Annotated in this window: 12 protein-coding genes and 1 tRNA gene; 7 read left to right on the forward strand and 6 right to left on the reverse strand. The window is 63.2% G+C overall.

Features of this window, described 5'->3' with window-relative positions; genetic code table 11:
- Positions 1 to 181 precede the first annotated feature (181 nt).
- The 3 genes from ACTS1Z_RS08190 to ACTS1Z_RS08200 all read right to left on the reverse strand — a co-directional run bounded on the left by ACTS1Z_RS08190 (position 182) and on the right by ACTS1Z_RS08200 (position 3075).
- Positions 182 to 256 (reverse strand) — tRNA-Ile (locus tag ACTS1Z_RS08190).
- A 61-nt stretch (positions 257 to 317) separates the two neighbouring features.
- Positions 318 to 1298 (reverse strand): polysaccharide deacetylase family protein, encoded by a 981-nt coding sequence (locus ACTS1Z_RS08195; RefSeq protein ID WP_442623963.1) that lies wholly within the window; start codon positions 1296 to 1298, stop codon positions 318 to 320.
- A gap of 94 nt (positions 1299 to 1392) precedes the next feature.
- Positions 1393 to 3075, reverse strand: a complete 1683-nt coding sequence (locus ACTS1Z_RS08200; protein WP_442623964.1) for a histidine kinase dimerization/phospho-acceptor domain-containing protein — start codon at positions 3073 to 3075, stop codon at positions 1393 to 1395.
- Positions 3076 to 3241: 166 nt separating this feature from the next.
- On the opposite strand from ACTS1Z_RS08200, the gene ACTS1Z_RS08205 reads away from it, so the two are divergent.
- A complete protein-coding gene (locus ACTS1Z_RS08205; RefSeq protein WP_442623965.1) occupies positions 3242 to 3727 on the forward strand; it encodes an Lrp/AsnC family transcriptional regulator in 486 nt (161 codons plus the stop codon).
- Between the two features lie 33 nt (positions 3728 to 3760).
- Here the strand turns inward: ACTS1Z_RS08205 and ACTS1Z_RS08210 are convergent, their stop codons facing one another.
- Positions 3761 to 5014, reverse strand: coding sequence for a tetratricopeptide repeat protein (locus ACTS1Z_RS08210; protein WP_442623966.1), 1254 nt, complete (start codon positions 5012 to 5014; stop codon positions 3761 to 3763).
- A gap of 103 nt (positions 5015 to 5117) precedes the next feature.
- Positions 5118 to 6431 (reverse strand): hypothetical protein, encoded by a 1314-nt coding sequence (locus ACTS1Z_RS08215; protein WP_442623967.1) that lies wholly within the window; start codon positions 6429 to 6431, stop codon positions 5118 to 5120.
- A gap of 197 nt (positions 6432 to 6628) precedes the next feature.
- Between ACTS1Z_RS08215 and yaaA the strand changes: the two genes are divergently transcribed.
- The 5 genes from yaaA to ACTS1Z_RS08240 all read left to right on the forward strand — a co-directional run bounded on the left by yaaA (position 6629) and on the right by ACTS1Z_RS08240 (position 12588).
- Positions 6629 to 7387, forward strand: coding sequence for a peroxide stress protein YaaA (gene yaaA / locus ACTS1Z_RS08220; protein ID WP_442623968.1), 759 nt, complete (start codon positions 6629 to 6631; stop codon positions 7385 to 7387).
- The gene (locus tag ACTS1Z_RS08225; protein WP_442623969.1) at positions 7384 to 8082 is read left to right on the forward strand and encodes an SDR family NAD(P)-dependent oxidoreductase; all 699 of its coding nucleotides are present in this window, start codon (positions 7384 to 7386) and stop codon (positions 8080 to 8082) included. Before yaaA ends, ACTS1Z_RS08225 begins: the two co-directional genes overlap by 4 nt.
- A 122-nt stretch (positions 8083 to 8204) precedes the next feature.
- Positions 8205 to 10904, forward strand: coding sequence for a DNA gyrase subunit A (gene gyrA / locus ACTS1Z_RS08230; protein ID WP_442624027.1), 2700 nt, complete (start codon positions 8205 to 8207; stop codon positions 10902 to 10904).
- Complete coding sequence (locus ACTS1Z_RS08235) at positions 10894 to 11742, forward strand: TauD/TfdA dioxygenase family protein (RefSeq protein ID WP_442623970.1); 849 nt, start codon at positions 10894 to 10896, stop codon at positions 11740 to 11742. The genes gyrA and ACTS1Z_RS08235 overlap by 11 nt, the downstream gene beginning before the upstream one ends.
- Positions 11743 to 11781: 39 nt before the next feature.
- Positions 11782 to 12588, forward strand: coding sequence for a hypothetical protein (locus ACTS1Z_RS08240; protein ID WP_442623971.1), 807 nt, complete (start codon positions 11782 to 11784; stop codon positions 12586 to 12588).
- Positions 12589 to 12600: 12 nt separating this feature from the next.
- Here ACTS1Z_RS08240 and ACTS1Z_RS08245 read toward each other — a convergent pair whose 3' ends face one another.
- A complete protein-coding gene (locus ACTS1Z_RS08245; protein WP_442623972.1) occupies positions 12601 to 13287 on the reverse strand; it encodes a lysoplasmalogenase family protein in 687 nt (228 codons plus the stop codon).
- A gap of 187 nt (positions 13288 to 13474) precedes the next feature.
- Between ACTS1Z_RS08245 and ACTS1Z_RS08250 the strand changes: the two genes are divergently transcribed.
- Positions 13475 to 15265, forward strand: coding sequence for a tetratricopeptide repeat protein (locus ACTS1Z_RS08250; protein ID WP_442623973.1), 1791 nt, complete (start codon positions 13475 to 13477; stop codon positions 15263 to 15265).
- Positions 15266 to 15410 lie beyond the last annotated feature (145 nt).

A 15410-nucleotide genomic window follows, 5' to 3' on the forward strand; every position in this document is an offset into this window, starting at 1 on the left:
ACCTGCGACCCTCTGTTCCCAAAACAGATGCGCTACCAGGCTGCGCCACTCCCCGCCTTCGCCACAGGCTCCGGCGGGCAAGCCCGCCATATCTGCCGAAAAAGCCGTCGCCCATTAGCCCGCTCTGTAACAGGGGGCAAGGACTGGCTTGCCAGTCGAAGCTCCCGCAGGGAGCGAAGGCTGGTGGGCCCGGAGGGACTCGAACCCCCAACCAAGCCGTTATGAGCGGCCGGCTCTACCATTGAGCTACAGGCCCCACCGGTTTTCGCGGCATCGCCCTGCCAAAGCGCGCGGCGCTTAGCAAGCGGGTTTCGGTATCAGGCAGGACCATTCCGTTCCGATGCCCGCGCCCGGTCCGCCGCAGCGATGATATCGCCCGCGCGTACGGCGGTCACGCCCTCGCGGGCGAACAGCTCGAACACCCCGTCCCACCAGGCGTAGAAGGCCTTCAGATCGTCTGCATCGCGCACATAGGGCGTATGTCCCGGGACCACAGACGGAGAATGATAGGACAGACCGATGATCGGCGCGCCATCGTCGATCAGCCGCCGGATCGCGTCCAGCGCCAGATCCAGCGGATAGTCCTCCGGCGTTAACGAAACGCGCTGCAACAGGCGCGTGCGCGCGAGGAAGGTGCGCCAGAGCGGCAATCGCTCGCCCCATGCGAACATCGGCATGCCAAAGCGGCGCAGCGGTCCCACAAAGGTCGAGGTGAGCGGTAGCTCCAGCAGTGTCCGCCCGGGTCCGGCCCAGAAGACATTGGCCCGAAAGCGCGAAAAGTCGGGACCGCCCTCGCCCGAATAGTCGAACAGGGCGCGCGCGGACGTATCGAGGCGGTATCCTTCGGCCTCGAGCAGCGCCGCGCTGTGTTCGCCGATACCGTAGCGGCCCGCGCGGTAGAGGATCGGCCGCTCACCAACCCGGTCAGCGATCCGCTCCGTCAGGCGCTTGAGCTTCTGGCGCTGCAGCTCGACCGGGAGATTTCCGGTGAAACTGGTCCGGCCGGACACTTCCTCCTCGAATGGCGGATTGACCCAGGGGTGAAGCTGGGTGCCGATCTCGCACCCGTCCTGCGCGTGCATCTCGGCGATAATCGCCGCGCTGCGATCGTTATCGACGATCGGATAGTCCACCATATAGGCCGGCAGCGCACCGGCTTCACGAAAGAAGCGCTGCGCGTCGGGCAACCCCTCCATCGCCGTCACCGCGACATTGTCGCGGCTCAGCGGCTGCTCCCAGTCGAATTCCTCCTCGGTATCGACGAAGATTACGTAATGCGGGCCGAAATCTTCGGGCAACGACGCATAGGCTCTCGGATCGGCCGGACGATCAATGCGTCCGACGCGGCGGTCGGGTCCGTCGCGCGCGACGCGCCTGCGATCTGCGTTATGCTTATCTGCCCCGTTCACCGGGCAAGGCGCTAGCATCATTTACCGGCAAGCGCAGGACAAATCTTCCGGGCTCCACATCGAGCCGGCCGTCCACCTCGTGCGCGATGTTGCGGACTAGCCGTAACGCGAAACCGAGACCGAGCGCCGGGGCGTCCGGCCAATCCCCGTCCGGCGAATAACCGGGGTCGAGTAGTTCGGACTCGGGCTGGCCGGTCAGTATCGCCGGCCGATCGAAGGCGATGGTCACGTCGCCATCCACGCCATCGCGTGTGCAGCGGATGCCGATTGTTTCGCCGGGCGCCGCAAGCCCGACCGTGGACGAAAGGAGACGCTCGACCATCCGCTCGATAGCGATCGAGTCCGCATCGAGAACCGGGAGCCCCTGTTCGATGCGTACCGCAAGATCGACATCGCGCGCGCGTGCCTGGCCGACATAGTCGTCGTGCAACCGCTGGAGAATCGCTGCGACATCGACACGCTCCACATCGAGCGCCAGGCGATCGGTCTCGGCCCGCGCCGCCGTATCGATATCGTCGATGGACTGCAGCAGGCGGCCAGCCTCACCCGCAATCTCTGCGGCCCGCTCGCGATACAGCGTCGCGACCGGCCCAAGCAATTGGCCGTCGATCATCTCCGCAAACCCGATAATCGCGTTAAGCGGCGTACGCAGCTCATGGATCAGCTGGCGCAGCGAGTCTGCTTGTATGTCGGTGCCGAACAGCCCGGCAGGTTCCGCTTCGCGGCTCGCAGGGTCCTCGTCGCGGCGGGGGCGCCGCGCCATTCCCCGATAGCCCGCGAACCGGCCGTCATCGTCGCCGAAGAAGGGTACGGCCGATATCCGCCAGGCGCCGGATGCCGGCCCCTCCCCCGCAACCACGAGACGCGCATCGCGAAACGGCGCGCGCTGCCGGAATGCGCCGGCAGCATGACCATCGACGCCAAAGTCCAGCGCGTCCGCACTGAATGCTATCGTCTGGCCGATCAGGGCCCCGCGCGGCGCGCCCTCGACCCAGCGGATCACCCCGTCAGGACCGGCTTCGAAACGAAACTCTACGACCGGATCGCCGGCCGCCGCCGTTTCATGGTCAGTGCCACGAGATTTCCGGAACGCCTCGATACGCTCGACCAACATGCGAATCTGCTCGACATTACCCGCAATCTCGTCGGTTTGCGGCGCGTCAGGAATTGCGTCGGCCGCATCGAGCTCGAGTATATCCGCTTCGTTCTCGTCCGCCGCGGCCTTCCGGCTTTCGAGGATCATATCCGATGCGCCGAACCGTTCGAGCGCTTCACGAACCGCGGGATCGAGGTCTCGCCGATGCCGCAATAGCGCGCGGGAACTGGCGCGCATTTGCGGCAACATCTCGATCAGATCGTGGGTATCGGTCGTCGCATGCAGGACGACCGGCCGCGCGATTTCCGCCTCTTCCTCGGCGAAGAGCGCGTAGAGCCAGGCCGGCAGCGTTCGCCCTGACAGCGATCGGGCGGTCTCGAGCCTGATCTCGGCCGGAACCTCCGCCTGCCATTCGTCCAGCTTGGAAAAGGCGTGGACATGATCAGGGTCGAGCGCGACATCCTCGCGCTGTGCCAGGATGTCGACCAACTGCCGCCACAGCGATATCCGGGCCGCCGGCGTGTCGGCCGGTTGCGCCATAACCGTGGCCAACATGTCGTCAAATCGCATCGAAATCCCCGCTTCGGGCGCCGCGAGCCGCCCTTGGTACAGGAGATTTCGATAGCCGGGCAAAATGGTTAACGAAACCCGGCTTTTCTTTCTGTGCGATACTGGCACAATTGCTTTTCCGGGACATATAATTATAAGGAATCGCAGTTCCACGAAGGATTTGACTATGAAGTCCGCCTCGCCCGCGCTTGACGATATCGATCGGCTGATCCTCGCGACCCTTCAGGAAGAAGGGCGCATAACCAATGTCGAACTGGCCCGCCGCGCGGGACTTACGGCGCCGCCCTGCTTGCGCCGCGTCCGCGCGCTCGAAGACAGCGGCGCGATCAAAAGCTATCACGCGCGTCTCGACGAGCGGACGCTCGGCTACGGTATCACCGTTTTCGCGATGGTGAGCCTCAAGAGCCAGGCGGAAGACGATCTGCGCGCCTTCGAGGAACGCGTCGCCGCGCTCCCGCTCGTACGCGAATGCCATATGCTGAACGGCGAAATCGATTTCATTCTCAAGATTGTCGCGCGCGACCTTCAGCATTTTCAAGGCTTTCTGACATCGAGCCTGACGACGATCCCCAACGTCGAGAGCGTCAAGACCTCGCTGACGATCCGCACCGCGAAGTCATTGCCGGGCGTTCCCGTCGATATGGCGGAATAGACGGCGCCGGGCCTATAACCGGCCTCGCGCGGATCACCCGCCTGTCGGGACGGCAGGCGTCGCGGTGGGCGGCGCGGCTTGCGGCAGGCTGGCATAGGCCCGCCAGAGACGCGCAACCGCCGCTCTCGCACCAGTGACCTGGTCGAGCGCAGCGCTCGCACCGGCACGATCGCCGGATCGCGCCAATGCGATGCCGAGGCGCAGTGCCGCCAATTCGGCATCGACCCCGCCCTTTTCGAGCGCCGCGCGATATAATGGCGCGGCCGCCGCATATTCGCCGAGCGACATATATCCGTCGGCCGCAGCCATTGCCGCCTCGCCCGTGGCCGCGCTCATCGCCGATTCAGCCCGGCCCGGCAGCGCGCTGCGCAGGCTCTGCGCGGCCCGCGTCGTCCCGCGGTCCAACGTCGCAATCTCAGCATTGCCGCCATCAAGCATGCTGATCGCCCGGCCTGCCTGTACGATCCGTTCGATCTCCGCCGGCAGTTCCCGGCCATGGGCGACCTGCGCATAATCGCGATAGTCGAATTCACCGGTCAATGCGCCCGCCGCGTCCTGGAGGCGCCACAGGTCGAGCGCGGCTTCCGGATCGGCAGAATAGGCCGCCCGGTGCTGCACGATCACGTCGCGCCAGTTGCGCTGGGTCGGATGTTCGGCGACCAGCGACTGGCCGAAAGCGACGACGCGCGCTGTATCATTGGCTTCCTGCGCGAAGTGGATCGCGCGGCGATACCATTCGGCCGGTATCGTCATGCCCGCCGTACGGTGGATCGCGAAAGCGCGTTCAACCAGCGCGATCGCACCGGCATGATCGCCGCGTTCGTCAGTGAGGCTCGCCAGTGCCACGAAAACGCGCGGATTGACCGTTCCGCGATCGATCGCCGCTTGCAAGTCCGCGCGCGCCGCCTCGACATTTTGCGCGTGGTACGAGATGCGCGCGCGATGATAGTAGAGTTCCGCGCTCTGCTCGGCCGATAACAGCGGGTTGGACAGCAGTGCGTTGATCGCCGCCACCTGTGCCGCCGTATTGAAGGTGCGATTGGCGACATCGAGCTGCAGCGTCGCGATTACATACCGGTCGCCATCGGTGCGCGCAGCCCCTGACGCCTGAGCGAGAAACCCGGAGGCCGCCGGAAAATTGCCCTGCGCGATCGCCACCTGCGCCTGCTCGGATGCCTGGCGCACGTCTCGCGTCAGATCGTAATCCAGCGCCGTCGTTTGAGCGAGCACCGGCGCAACGCCTCCGGCTATCATCCCCGCAACCGCCAGTGCCAACAGTCTTTTCACTACGCCCACCTCATTTTCCAACTTCCAAAAGCGCATAAAGAAATGGGGACGGCGATACCATGTCGCCGTCCCCAAATTTTTTCCGCCTGTCCTGCCTCTCGCCCTATTCGGCGCTCGCAGGCTCGGCAGTTGCCGGAGCTGCGGTCGCTCCAGCCTGCTCGTCCAGCCATTGCAGCCAGAAAGCCGCATGCGGTTCGCGGTCCCCGGTCACGGCCTCGAATTCGGCACGCGCCTGATCCATCTGGCCCATCGAATAGAGCAGCGCACCCTTGCGCAGATGTACGGTCCCGGCGTCGACACCGCCCTTTTCGAGAGCGATGTCATAGAGCTCGAGCGCTTTCGCGTTGTCCCCGTAAGACGCATAAGCATCCGCGGTGTTGAGTGCCACGCGTCCGGCCGCAGAACTGCGGGCCTGGGCTTCCGATTCCGCAAGTCCAGCCTGGTCGGCGGGGATCGACGATGCCAGCTCGCTTTCGATTTCCTGATTGGCCGGGATCGCGCCACCGGCGCGGGCAGCTTCATATACGCTCTGCGCCTCGCGCGGCAGACCGCGTAGAGCGGCGAGCCGCACATATTCGTTGACGAGATTGGCGTCCAAGCCATTCGTTGCCCGCATCAGGCGCAGCACGTCGAGATTGGCCTGCTCTTCGAGCCGCGCCGCTGTCTGCAGAACGCGGAGAACCTCGTTCCAATTCTGCGGCGACGGATGGGACTGCAACAAAGCGGTACCGAATTCCACGACGCGCGGCACGTCGTTGGTCTCATATGCATTGCGGAACGGCACCGTATGCCAGCTCGACGGAATTTCCTGACCGGCCGCTCGCAGCGCTTCAAACGCCGCGCTCGCGCTGGCATAGCCAGCGGGATCGTTATCGAGCCGGAAATTGGCAAGCGCGGATTGAATAAGCGCGTCCGCATTGTCGGGATCGTACCGCAGCACATTCTGATACGCTTCCAGCGCGCCGGCAAAATCTTCTGAGCTGTTCGCCGCATTGCCGATGGCCAGCCAATAGACGGGCCGCTGCTCGATGCCGACGCGGTTACTTTCGAGACCAAGCCGCAGACCCGGAATCTGCGCAGCCTGCACCTGTTCGGCGGTGCCGCCTGCATTCTGGATACGGGCCGCCATCTGCAGCATGAGCTGCCCGATGATGAATCGGTCATCATTGTTCTGAATCATGGGTACCGCGCCCTGCAGCTGCGACAGGAGCGCTGTATTATCCGGCGCCGCCTCTTCTGACTCGAGCGCCGTTTGCACGGCGACCACCACGGCGCGTACCTCGTCGGAAATCTCGCCCGGATCGAATTCTTCCGCTTCTTCGGCGGCCTGTATAGCCATGGCCGGCGCGGTTGCGACGATCGACGCGCCGCCGAATGCCAGCGCCGCAGCCAGACCCATTGTTGAAACCCGTATCATGAAAATTGCCTCTCTTTATTGAATTCTCGCGCTCCAAACGGACCGTTCGATAGCCTGCTACTAACGGATGAGCCGGAGAACAAGTTGCGTTGGATGGCGCGTTTATGGTGATTGGCGGCTGAACCTTGCTTGAATTGTTCGTTTTCAATGGGAAAGCCACCTTTGACGAGGGCGAAGCAAGCCGGTAACCGGACGCCATGCTAGCATTGATCTCCCCCGCAAAATCCCTCGACTTCGACAGCGAGATTCGGTCTCTGGATTCGACCGAAGCGCGGTTTCCTGACGAGACCCAGCGGCTCGTATCCGCGGCGTCGAACCTCACGAAGAAAAAACTCCAGCAAATCATGCCTGTATCGGACAAGCTCATCGAGCTGAATTACGGCCGGTTCAAGGATTTCTGGGATCAGCCCGAACGTGCGGCTATCTTCGCCTTTGCCGGCGACGTCTATACCGGTTTCGAAGCACGGTCTCTCGACGACGAGGGCATCCGATTCGCCCAGGATCATGTGCGCATCCTGTCAGGGCTCTACGGGCTGTTGCGACCGCTCGACGCCATTCGCCCCTATCGCCTTGAGATGGGCACCAAATGGGCGCCGCGCTACAAGAAACTCACGGATTTCTGGGGCGACAAGATCGCCGACCTGCTGGCCGAAGATCTGGAGGCGGACGGATCGGGCGTCATCATCAACCTCGCCAGCAACGAATATTGGGCGGCGGTCGAAAACTCGCAGACTGTGAAAGCGGCGCGCGTGATCACGATAGATTTCCGCGAGGACGGGCCGAACGGACTGCGCTTCAACAGTTTCGAAGCGAAGCGCGCCCGCGGCATGATGGCGCGCTACATTTGCGAGAATCGTCTCGAGGATCCGGAAGCGCTCAAGGATTTCGACAGCGACGGATATCGTTTCGTAAAGGACGGTTCTGACGAGAATAGCTGGCGCTTCGTCCGTCGATGACGGGCAGCGCAGTCGTCATCGGCGCGTCGGGCGGGATCGGGCGCGCCCTCTCCGACGTGTTGGCCGATGAGGGTCAATATGACTGCGTCGTCCGGCTGTCGCGTTCCGGTGCCGGCGATGGCCGAATAGATCTTGAAGATGAGACCAGCATCGCCGCCGCGGCGGAAAGCCTCGCCGATGCCCCTGCCCTGTCGCTGATCCTGGTCGCCACCGGCATTCTTCATGACGGACCGACCGGCCCCGAAAAATCGATGCGCGATCTGGACGCGGCTTGGCTCGCGCGAAATTTCGCCGTCAACGCGATCGGTCCTGCATTAGTCGCCAAACATTTCCTGCCACTCATGCCCAAGAACGGTCCGGCGACGTTCGCCGCGCTCTCGGCCCGTGTCGGCAGCATCTCGGATAATCGGCTCGGCGGCTGGTATGGCTACCGGGCGTCCAAAGCCGCACTCAACATGATGATCCGCAACCTGGCCATCGAGCATAAGCGCAAGAATGATCGCGCGATCATCGTCGGTCTGCATCCTGGCACGGTCGATACGCCGCTCAGCGAACCTTTTCAGGGCAACGTACCGGCGAAACAGTTGTTCGATCCCGAGCGTGCGGCGCTGCAGTTCCTCGACGTCCTGGACGGGTTGAAGCCCGCCGATAGCGGCCATATCTTTGCGTGGGATGGCGAGGAAATCGCCCCCTGATACCCCCTGCCGCAATTGTGGATAAATCGGGCTTTCCGCTCGCCTAATTCCCGCAGTTTTGCTAGGCTTTTCATAAATATTTCACAATGGAAAGTGACGCTTTGAGCGACGACCAGACGACCATGGCGAACCCGTCGGACATAAGCCCGATCAACATCGTCGACGAGATGAAGTCGAGCTATCTCGACTATGCAATGTCGGTGATCGTGGCGCGCGCCCTGCCCGACGTCCGCGACGGCCTCAAGCCCGTGCATCGCCGTATCCTCTATGCCTGCCAGGAAGGCGGTTTCGTCGCCGGCCGGCCCTATCGCAAATCGGCGAAGATCGTCGGCGATGTGATGGGCAATTATCACCCGCATGGCGACAGCGCGATCTACGACGCGCTCGCCCGGATGACGCAGGATTGGTCCCTGCGCGTCCCGCTCGTCGATGGCCAGGGCAATTTCGGTTCGATGGACCCCGATCCGCCCGCCTCGATGCGCTATACCGAGGCGCGGCTCAACAAGGTCGCGATGACCTTACTCGACGATCTCGATAAGGATACGGTCGACTTCATCCCGAACTATGACGGATCGACAACTGAGCCGCAGGTTCTTCCGGCGCGTTTTCCCAACATTCTCGTCAACGGCGCAGGTGGGATCGCGGTCGGCATGGCGACCAACATCCCGCCGCACAATCTCGGCGAGGTGCTCGACGCCTGCCGCGCCTTTATCGACAATCCGGCAATCACCAATGCCGAACTCATGGAGATCGTGCCGGCGCCCGATTTCCCGACTGCGCCGCTGATCCTCGGTCGTTCGGGCGCCCGTGCGGCCTATGAGACGGGCCGCGGTTCGATCCTGATGCGGGCCCGTCATGAGATCGAGGAAAAAGCCGGCGACAAGCGCGCCATCGTGCTGACCTCCATTCCTTTCCAGGTCGGCAAGTCCGGACTGGTCGAGAAGATCGCAGAGGCCGCAAAGGACGACCGGATTGAAGGCGTCTCCGATATCCGCGATGAATCGAACCGGGACGGCGTCCGCGTCGTGATCGAGCTGAAGAAAAGCGCGACGCCCGAAGTAGTGCTCAACCAGCTCTGGCGGCATACACCGGCGCAATCGAGTTTCCCGGCGAACATGCTCGCGATCCGTGGTGGGCGTCCTGAAACGCTGATGCTGCGGGACATCATTCAGGCCTTTATCCAGTTTCGCGAAGAGGTCATTACCCGGCGCTCCAAATATGAGTTGCTCAAGGCCCGCGAGCGCGCGCATCTGTTGCTCGGGCTCGTGGTGGCCGTCACCAATCTCGACGAAGTGGTCCGCATCATCCGGGGGTCGGCGAACCCAGCCGAGGCCCGCGCCGCACTGCTCGCGCGCGAATGGCCGATCGGCGAAATCCGCCCCTATATCCAGCTCGTCGAGGCGGTCGAGACGGCGATAGAGGGCGACACCTACAAGCTCTCCGATGCTCAGGTCCGCGCGATCCTTGAACTGCGGCTCCACCGCCTGACCGCGCTCGGCCGCGACGAAATCGGCGCGGAGCTGAAGGAACTGGCCGAAAAGATCGCCGAGCTGCTTGATATCCTAGGCGACCGGGCGAAGCTCTACGCGGTCATGCGCGCCGAGTTCGATGAAATCAGCGAACAATATGCCACCCCGCGCGTTTCCGAGATCACGGCCGGCGATTTCGATATCGAGGACGAGGACCTGATCGCCCGCGAAGAGATGGTCGTGACCGTCACCCATTCGGGCTATATCAAGCGCACGCCTCTGGCGACCTTCCGCGCGCAGCGGCGCGGCGGCAAGGGCCGGGCCGGCATGGCGACGAAGGAAGAGGATGTCGTCACGCGGCTCTTCGTAACCTCGACGCACACGCCTGTGCTCTTCTTCTCGAACAAGGGACAGGTCTATCGGATGAAGGTCTGGAAGCTGCCCGAGGGCGGCCCGCAAACCAAGGGCCGGCCGATGCAGAATCTGCTGCCGCTCGCCGAGGACGAGTTCATCCGGACCGTGCTCCCCTTGCCCGAAGACGAGGCCGAATGGTCGAGCCTGCACGTCATGTTCGCGACGGCGCAGGGCAGCGTCCGGCGCAATTCGATGGATGCGTTCGAGAACATCCCCTCCAACGGCAAGATCGCGATGCGCTTCGCCGAGGACAGCGACGACAAGCTGATCGGCGTGGCGCTGCTGCAGGAAAGCGACGATGTGCTGCTCGCCACGCGCAACGGCAAGGCGATCCGTTTCGCGGCGACCGATGTCCGCGCCTTTGCGAGCCGCACCGCGACCGGCGTGCGCGGCGTCACGCTGAAGGACGACGATGCGGTCATCTCGCTGTCGGTGATGGGCGCGACAGGCACCGAGATCGAGGAACGCGACGCCTATCTCAAGGCCGCGCCCTGGAAGGATAACGACAACGAACCCGAGCTGCCGCCCGAAACCATGGCGAAGATGATCGCGGCCGAGGAATTCATCCTCACGGTGTGCGCAAACGGCTATGGCAAGCGTTCCAGTGCGTACGAGTATCGCCTGACCAAGCGCGGCGGTCAGGGCGTCGTCAATATCGACAATATCAAGCGCAACGGCAAAGTCGTGGCGAGCTTCCCGGCCAGCAATGACAGTCAGGTCATGCTGATCACCGACCAAGGCAAGCTGATCCGGATGAACGTCAGCGATGTCCGCGTGATGGGCCGTAGCACGGCCGGCGTAACGCTGCTCGACGTGGCCAAGGGCGAAAAGGTCGTGGGCGTTGCCCTGATCGACGAAGAAGAAGGTCCGGAAGACGCGGCGGAGGAAGCCGTAGCGGCGGAGATGGACGGCGAAACGCCGAAAGACGGTGGCGATTAAGGTCACACCCTCCGGCCAAGCCTGCGGCGCCACCGTGACCGGCGTCGATCTCACCGCACCGCTATCCGACAGCAGCGTCGCCGATATCCGCGCTGCCTGGCTAGACCATCACGTCCTGAGCTTCCCGGACCAGAAACTGACGGACGACGATCTGGAGCGTTTCACGCTCTATTTCGGATCCTTTGGCAATGATCCGTTCATCGCGCCGATCCCGGGCCGCGAACATATTATCGCCGTGCAGCGCGATGCCGACGAAAGCGCCCCGCTGTTCGCGGAGAACTGGCATACCGACTGGAGCTTTCAGGAGCATCCGCCGGCCGGCACCTGCCTCTATGGCATCACCATTCCGCCATCGGGGGGCGACACGCTATTCGCCGACCAGCACGCCGCGCTCGATGCGATGCCGGACGAACTGCGCCAGAGGCTGGAAGGCAGGTACGCCGTCCATTCGGCGAGAAACGCCTATGCGCCCGAAGGCATGTACGGCGAGAAGGACGAAGCCCGTTCGATGGATATCCGCCCCTCGGAGGATGCCAAGAAAATCCGGCTCCACCCGATCATCCGCGAGCACCCCGAGACCGGGCGGCCCGGTATCTTCGGTACGGTCGGCTATATCGCGGGGATAGACGGCATGGAGCCGGCCGAAGCCCTGCCCCTGCTGATGGAACTGCACACCTGGCAGACGCAGGATCGATTCATCTATCGCCACCGGTGGGAACCGGACATGCTGGTGATGTGGGACAATCGCTCGGTGCTGCACAAAGCGACCGGCGGCTATGACGGCCATGACCGGTTACTCCACAGAACCACCATCGCCGCATATCGCCAATCCGCCTGATCGGCAGCTAGTCTGCCAAAAAGAACGGGGGAGAAGATCATGGGCAACATGATGGTCATCGGCAAGGTCATCGATATGCGGAGCCTGCTGGTCGCCGGACTCGCGGTGCTGTCGACATGGTTCTGCCTGCGCTACGGGATCACCGGCAATTTTCCGCTGACGCTTATCGCCACAGCCATCGTCTTTCCGATCGTCTTCGCTATCGGCCATGCCTTCAAGCGTCGGGAAAAGGCGCTCGACGACTACGGGATCATCAAGGCCCATGGCCGCGCGCTCTATTTCGCGGCGCGCGATTGGATGCCGAAGCGCGACGACTCCCTTTTACGCGATATCGAAAGGACGCTGGGCACGCTGCTCGTCGCGATCCGCGACATGCTGAAAAGCCCGGTCAGCGACTTGGAGCAATCGGAGAGGCGCGTGTACGCTGCCTTTTCCGAACTGTCCGAGTTCGTGAAAAGGCTGCGCGAAAACGGCCTGTCGGCAGGTGAATGCTCGCGCTGCAATCAGTTCGTCAGCAAGATGATAGTCTCGTTCGAGCAGATCAAACATATCTATCAGTATCGCACGCCGCGCACGCTGAACGCATTCAGCGATTTCTTCATCCTCGTCCTACCGGTGCTTTACGGCCCCTTCTTCGCCTATGAGGCCGAGAATTACTCCCTGCCAATCGTCTATGCGATGCCGATCCTGTTTTCGATCATCCTCGTCGGCCTCGCCAACATCCAGGATCATCTGGAGGATCCGTTCGATCAGATCGGCGAGGACGATGTGGCGATCAACGCCGAAAAGTTCGTCGCCCTGCTGAGCTGCGAAACCGAGGCCGCGCGGTCGTCGTGTACTGCCTAAGAAGGGCAAGCGTTATGGGGTGCGGTCTGCGGCCAGCGTTCGCACCACGCCGATCGCGATCATTGCCTGGCCGGTAAAATAAAGCGGCCAGATCAACAGGCCCGGAACCATGGATGTCGCCAGCGGCCCCAACCGCGCAAAAATGAGCAGGTCCGATATGACGAACAGGATCGCCCCGATACCGGTCAGGTAGCGCGAGAAACGGCTGAGCCAGGCCAGCGCCGACATGAAGGCCAGCGGGGTCGCGTATAGTGCGATATCGGTTGCCATGCTGCGGTCGGCCGGCAGCATCCAGGATATCCAGATTACGGCCGGCACCAGCAGTACCGCCAATGCCTTCTGGCTCAGGCTCGTCTCGGCCCGGCGATTGCGAAAGAAGAGCGTGATCGCGATCAAATGCCCGGCCATGAAGGCCATCCCGCCCTCCACGAAGCCGACAGCTTCCAGCACGACATCGCCGCTCGCGCCGAGCGCCATCACAAGTGCCAGCAACCAGCCGTCCAGGCTGCGCGCCTGCATCGCCGCCCAAATTGCCAGCAAGCCGACGCCGGCACCTTTCCAGGCGATCCGCAGGGCGGAGGGCTCCACGAATTGTGAAGCCAGATAGTAGCTCAGGCCCGCAAGCAGCCCGAGCAGCAGCACGACACTAGCGACACCGCCAGCCGGCGCGTCCTCCCTGTCTCCAACGGTTTCGGTCATCGGATCCCCGTTTGCATCGGCCAAGGCATTAGGACAGCCTTTCTGCCCGGGCAAATCGGCAATGGCGGCAATCGGGCATTTTTGCTATGGTGACGTCATCGATAAAGGGGCCGATGCGCCCGAACAGGGCAGCACTTCAAAGCATCTGCATCGCGTTGGCGGCCTCTACAGGGGCAGGAGACATTCGATGAACAGATTATTCGCCGCGACCGCCTTGGCGAGCTTTGCCGGGATCACGCAAAGCGCAGGCACAGCCCCTCTCCTCGCAAAGGAAGAGACCGCCTATTCCGCCGAGACGCTGGCGATGCTCGATCCGACGCGAACTGCGAGGGCGATATGCGGCTCGTCGCTCGGCAACGATGCGCTGCGGGCACGCCTGCTGCTGGCGTCCGCGCTGCAGGATGTCACGCCCGAGGACGCGATGCCGCTTTACGATAACGTGCCAGAATTCGGTTTGGCGCTCTCAACGGACAGCGAGGAGGCGCGCGCCTATTTCGACCAAGGCCTGATGATGCTCTACGGCTTCAACCATGCCGGGGCGATCCGCTCGTTCCAACAGGCACAGCGGCTCGATCCGAGCTGCGCGCTGTGCCACTGGGGCGAAGCGCTCGCTTACGGGCCGAATATTAACGCACCGATGGATGCCGGCACCAACGACACCGCACTCGCAGCGGTCGCGCGCGCTTCGGCGCTGCGCGATGCCGCATCGCCGCTCGAACAGGCCCTGATCGACGCTGTTGCCGTTCGCTACTCCGCGGAGGCGGACTCGGACCGGACTGCGCTCGACATCGCCTATTCGGACGCGATGTTTGGCGCTGCTGCTGCATTCCCGGACAATGACGAAGTCGCGGTGTTGGCGGCCGAAGCGGCGATGGACACGAGCCCCTGGGACTATTGGGAAGCGGACCGCACGGAACCGCGGCCCCGCATCGGCGATGCGATTGGCCTGATCGAAACGGTAATGGCGCGCAATCCCGGCCATCCCCAAGCCGGTCATCTCTACATTCATCTGATGGAGAATAATGTCGATCCGCGGCGCGCCGAGGCGGCGGCCGATCGGCTCACGCAGTTCATCGCGCCGTCCGCCGGCCATCTCGTGCATATGCCCGCGCATATCTACTACCGGATCGGGCGTTATGCCGATTCCATCCGTTCCAATATCGCGGCGACGCGGGCCGACGAGGCCTATCTGGCCAGTGCCGGCGACAACGGGATCTACCGCTACGGCTATTATCCGCACAATGTGCATTTCATCGTGACATCGGCGCAGATGTCCGGCGACATGGCGACGGCGATCCGCGAGGCGAACCGCCTATCCTATGTCGTGAGCCCCGACATCGCCGAGCAGCTCGCCTGGGTGCAGCCGGTCAATGCCGCGCCCTACCTTGCGATCGCGCAATTTGCCGATCCGGAGCGGGTATTGGAGTTCGATCGGTCCCAGACCCGCCTCCCCTATGTCGAAGCGATGCGGCTCTATGCTCGAGCGACGGCGCAGGCGCAGTTGCGCGACGAGGCCGGCTTCGAGCGCGAAATGGCGGCGCTGACAACGCTGGCGGAGGAAACGGATTGGTCGCCAATGGTCGACCAAGGCGTCCCGGCGACCGATCTGGTGCAGATCGCACAGCTCGTAGCCCGCGGCCGCTATGCCTATGCGACCAATGACCTCGACGAGGCTATTCGCCTGTACCGGGCGGCGATCGAGATCGAACGGACGCTGCCCTATACCGAGCCGCCCTATTGGTATTATCCGATCAGCCAGTCGCTGGGTGCGGCCTATTATCGCGCGGGTCGGTATGACGAAGCGCGGGCCGCGTTCCGCGCCGCCCTTGCCCAGGCGCCGGCCAACGGCTGGGCGCTTTACGGTCTCGCGCGGACGGAAAGGGCGCTAGGCCACGATCCGGAAGCGGCAGCGGCCGAAGCCGCGCTCGAACGAGCCTGGCTCGGCAGCCCGAACTGGCTGCGCATGGACCGGATTTAAAGAGACTATCCGCTTTTGGTGTCGCACAGGCCAAGAGCTGGCGCTATGAAGATAGGCAGCGCCGGATCGCTTTCCATTGCGCAATGCCGATAGGCAATTACATTCCAGAATCGAGATGCAGCTTTCAATAACATGCCGTAACGTG

Source organism: Parasphingopyxis sp., from assembly GCF_052168295.1.
GTDB lineage: Bacteria > Pseudomonadota > Alphaproteobacteria > Sphingomonadales > Sphingomonadaceae > Parasphingopyxis.

Bases quoted from the DNA above. Each gene is read 5' to 3' on its own strand.
- ACTS1Z_RS08250 (WP_442623973.1), top strand. From the start codon at position 13,475: ATGAACAGATTATTCGCCGCGACCGCCTTGGCGAGCTTTGCCGGGATC.
- ACTS1Z_RS08215 (WP_442623967.1), bottom strand. From the start codon at position 6,431: ATGATACGGGTTTCAACAATGGGTCTGGCTGCGGCGCTGGCATTCGGC.
- yaaA (WP_442623968.1), top strand. From the start codon at position 6,629: ATGCTAGCATTGATCTCCCCCGCAAAATCCCTCGACTTCGACAGCGAG.
- ACTS1Z_RS08240 (WP_442623971.1), top strand. From the start codon at position 11,782: ATGGGCAACATGATGGTCATCGGCAAGGTCATCGATATGCGGAGCCTG.
- gyrA (WP_442624027.1), top strand. From the start codon at position 8,205: ATGGCGAACCCGTCGGACATAAGCCCGATCAACATCGTCGACGAGATG.
- ACTS1Z_RS08225 (WP_442623969.1), top strand. From the start codon at position 7,384: ATGACGGGCAGCGCAGTCGTCATCGGCGCGTCGGGCGGGATCGGGCGC.
- ACTS1Z_RS08205 (WP_442623965.1), top strand. From the start codon at position 3,242: ATGAAGTCCGCCTCGCCCGCGCTTGACGATATCGATCGGCTGATCCTC.
- ACTS1Z_RS08245 (WP_442623972.1), bottom strand. From the start codon at position 13,287: ATGACCGAAACCGTTGGAGACAGGGAGGACGCGCCGGCTGGCGGTGTC.
- ACTS1Z_RS08200 (WP_442623964.1), bottom strand. From the start codon at position 3,075: ATGCGATTTGACGACATGTTGGCCACGGTTATGGCGCAACCGGCCGAC.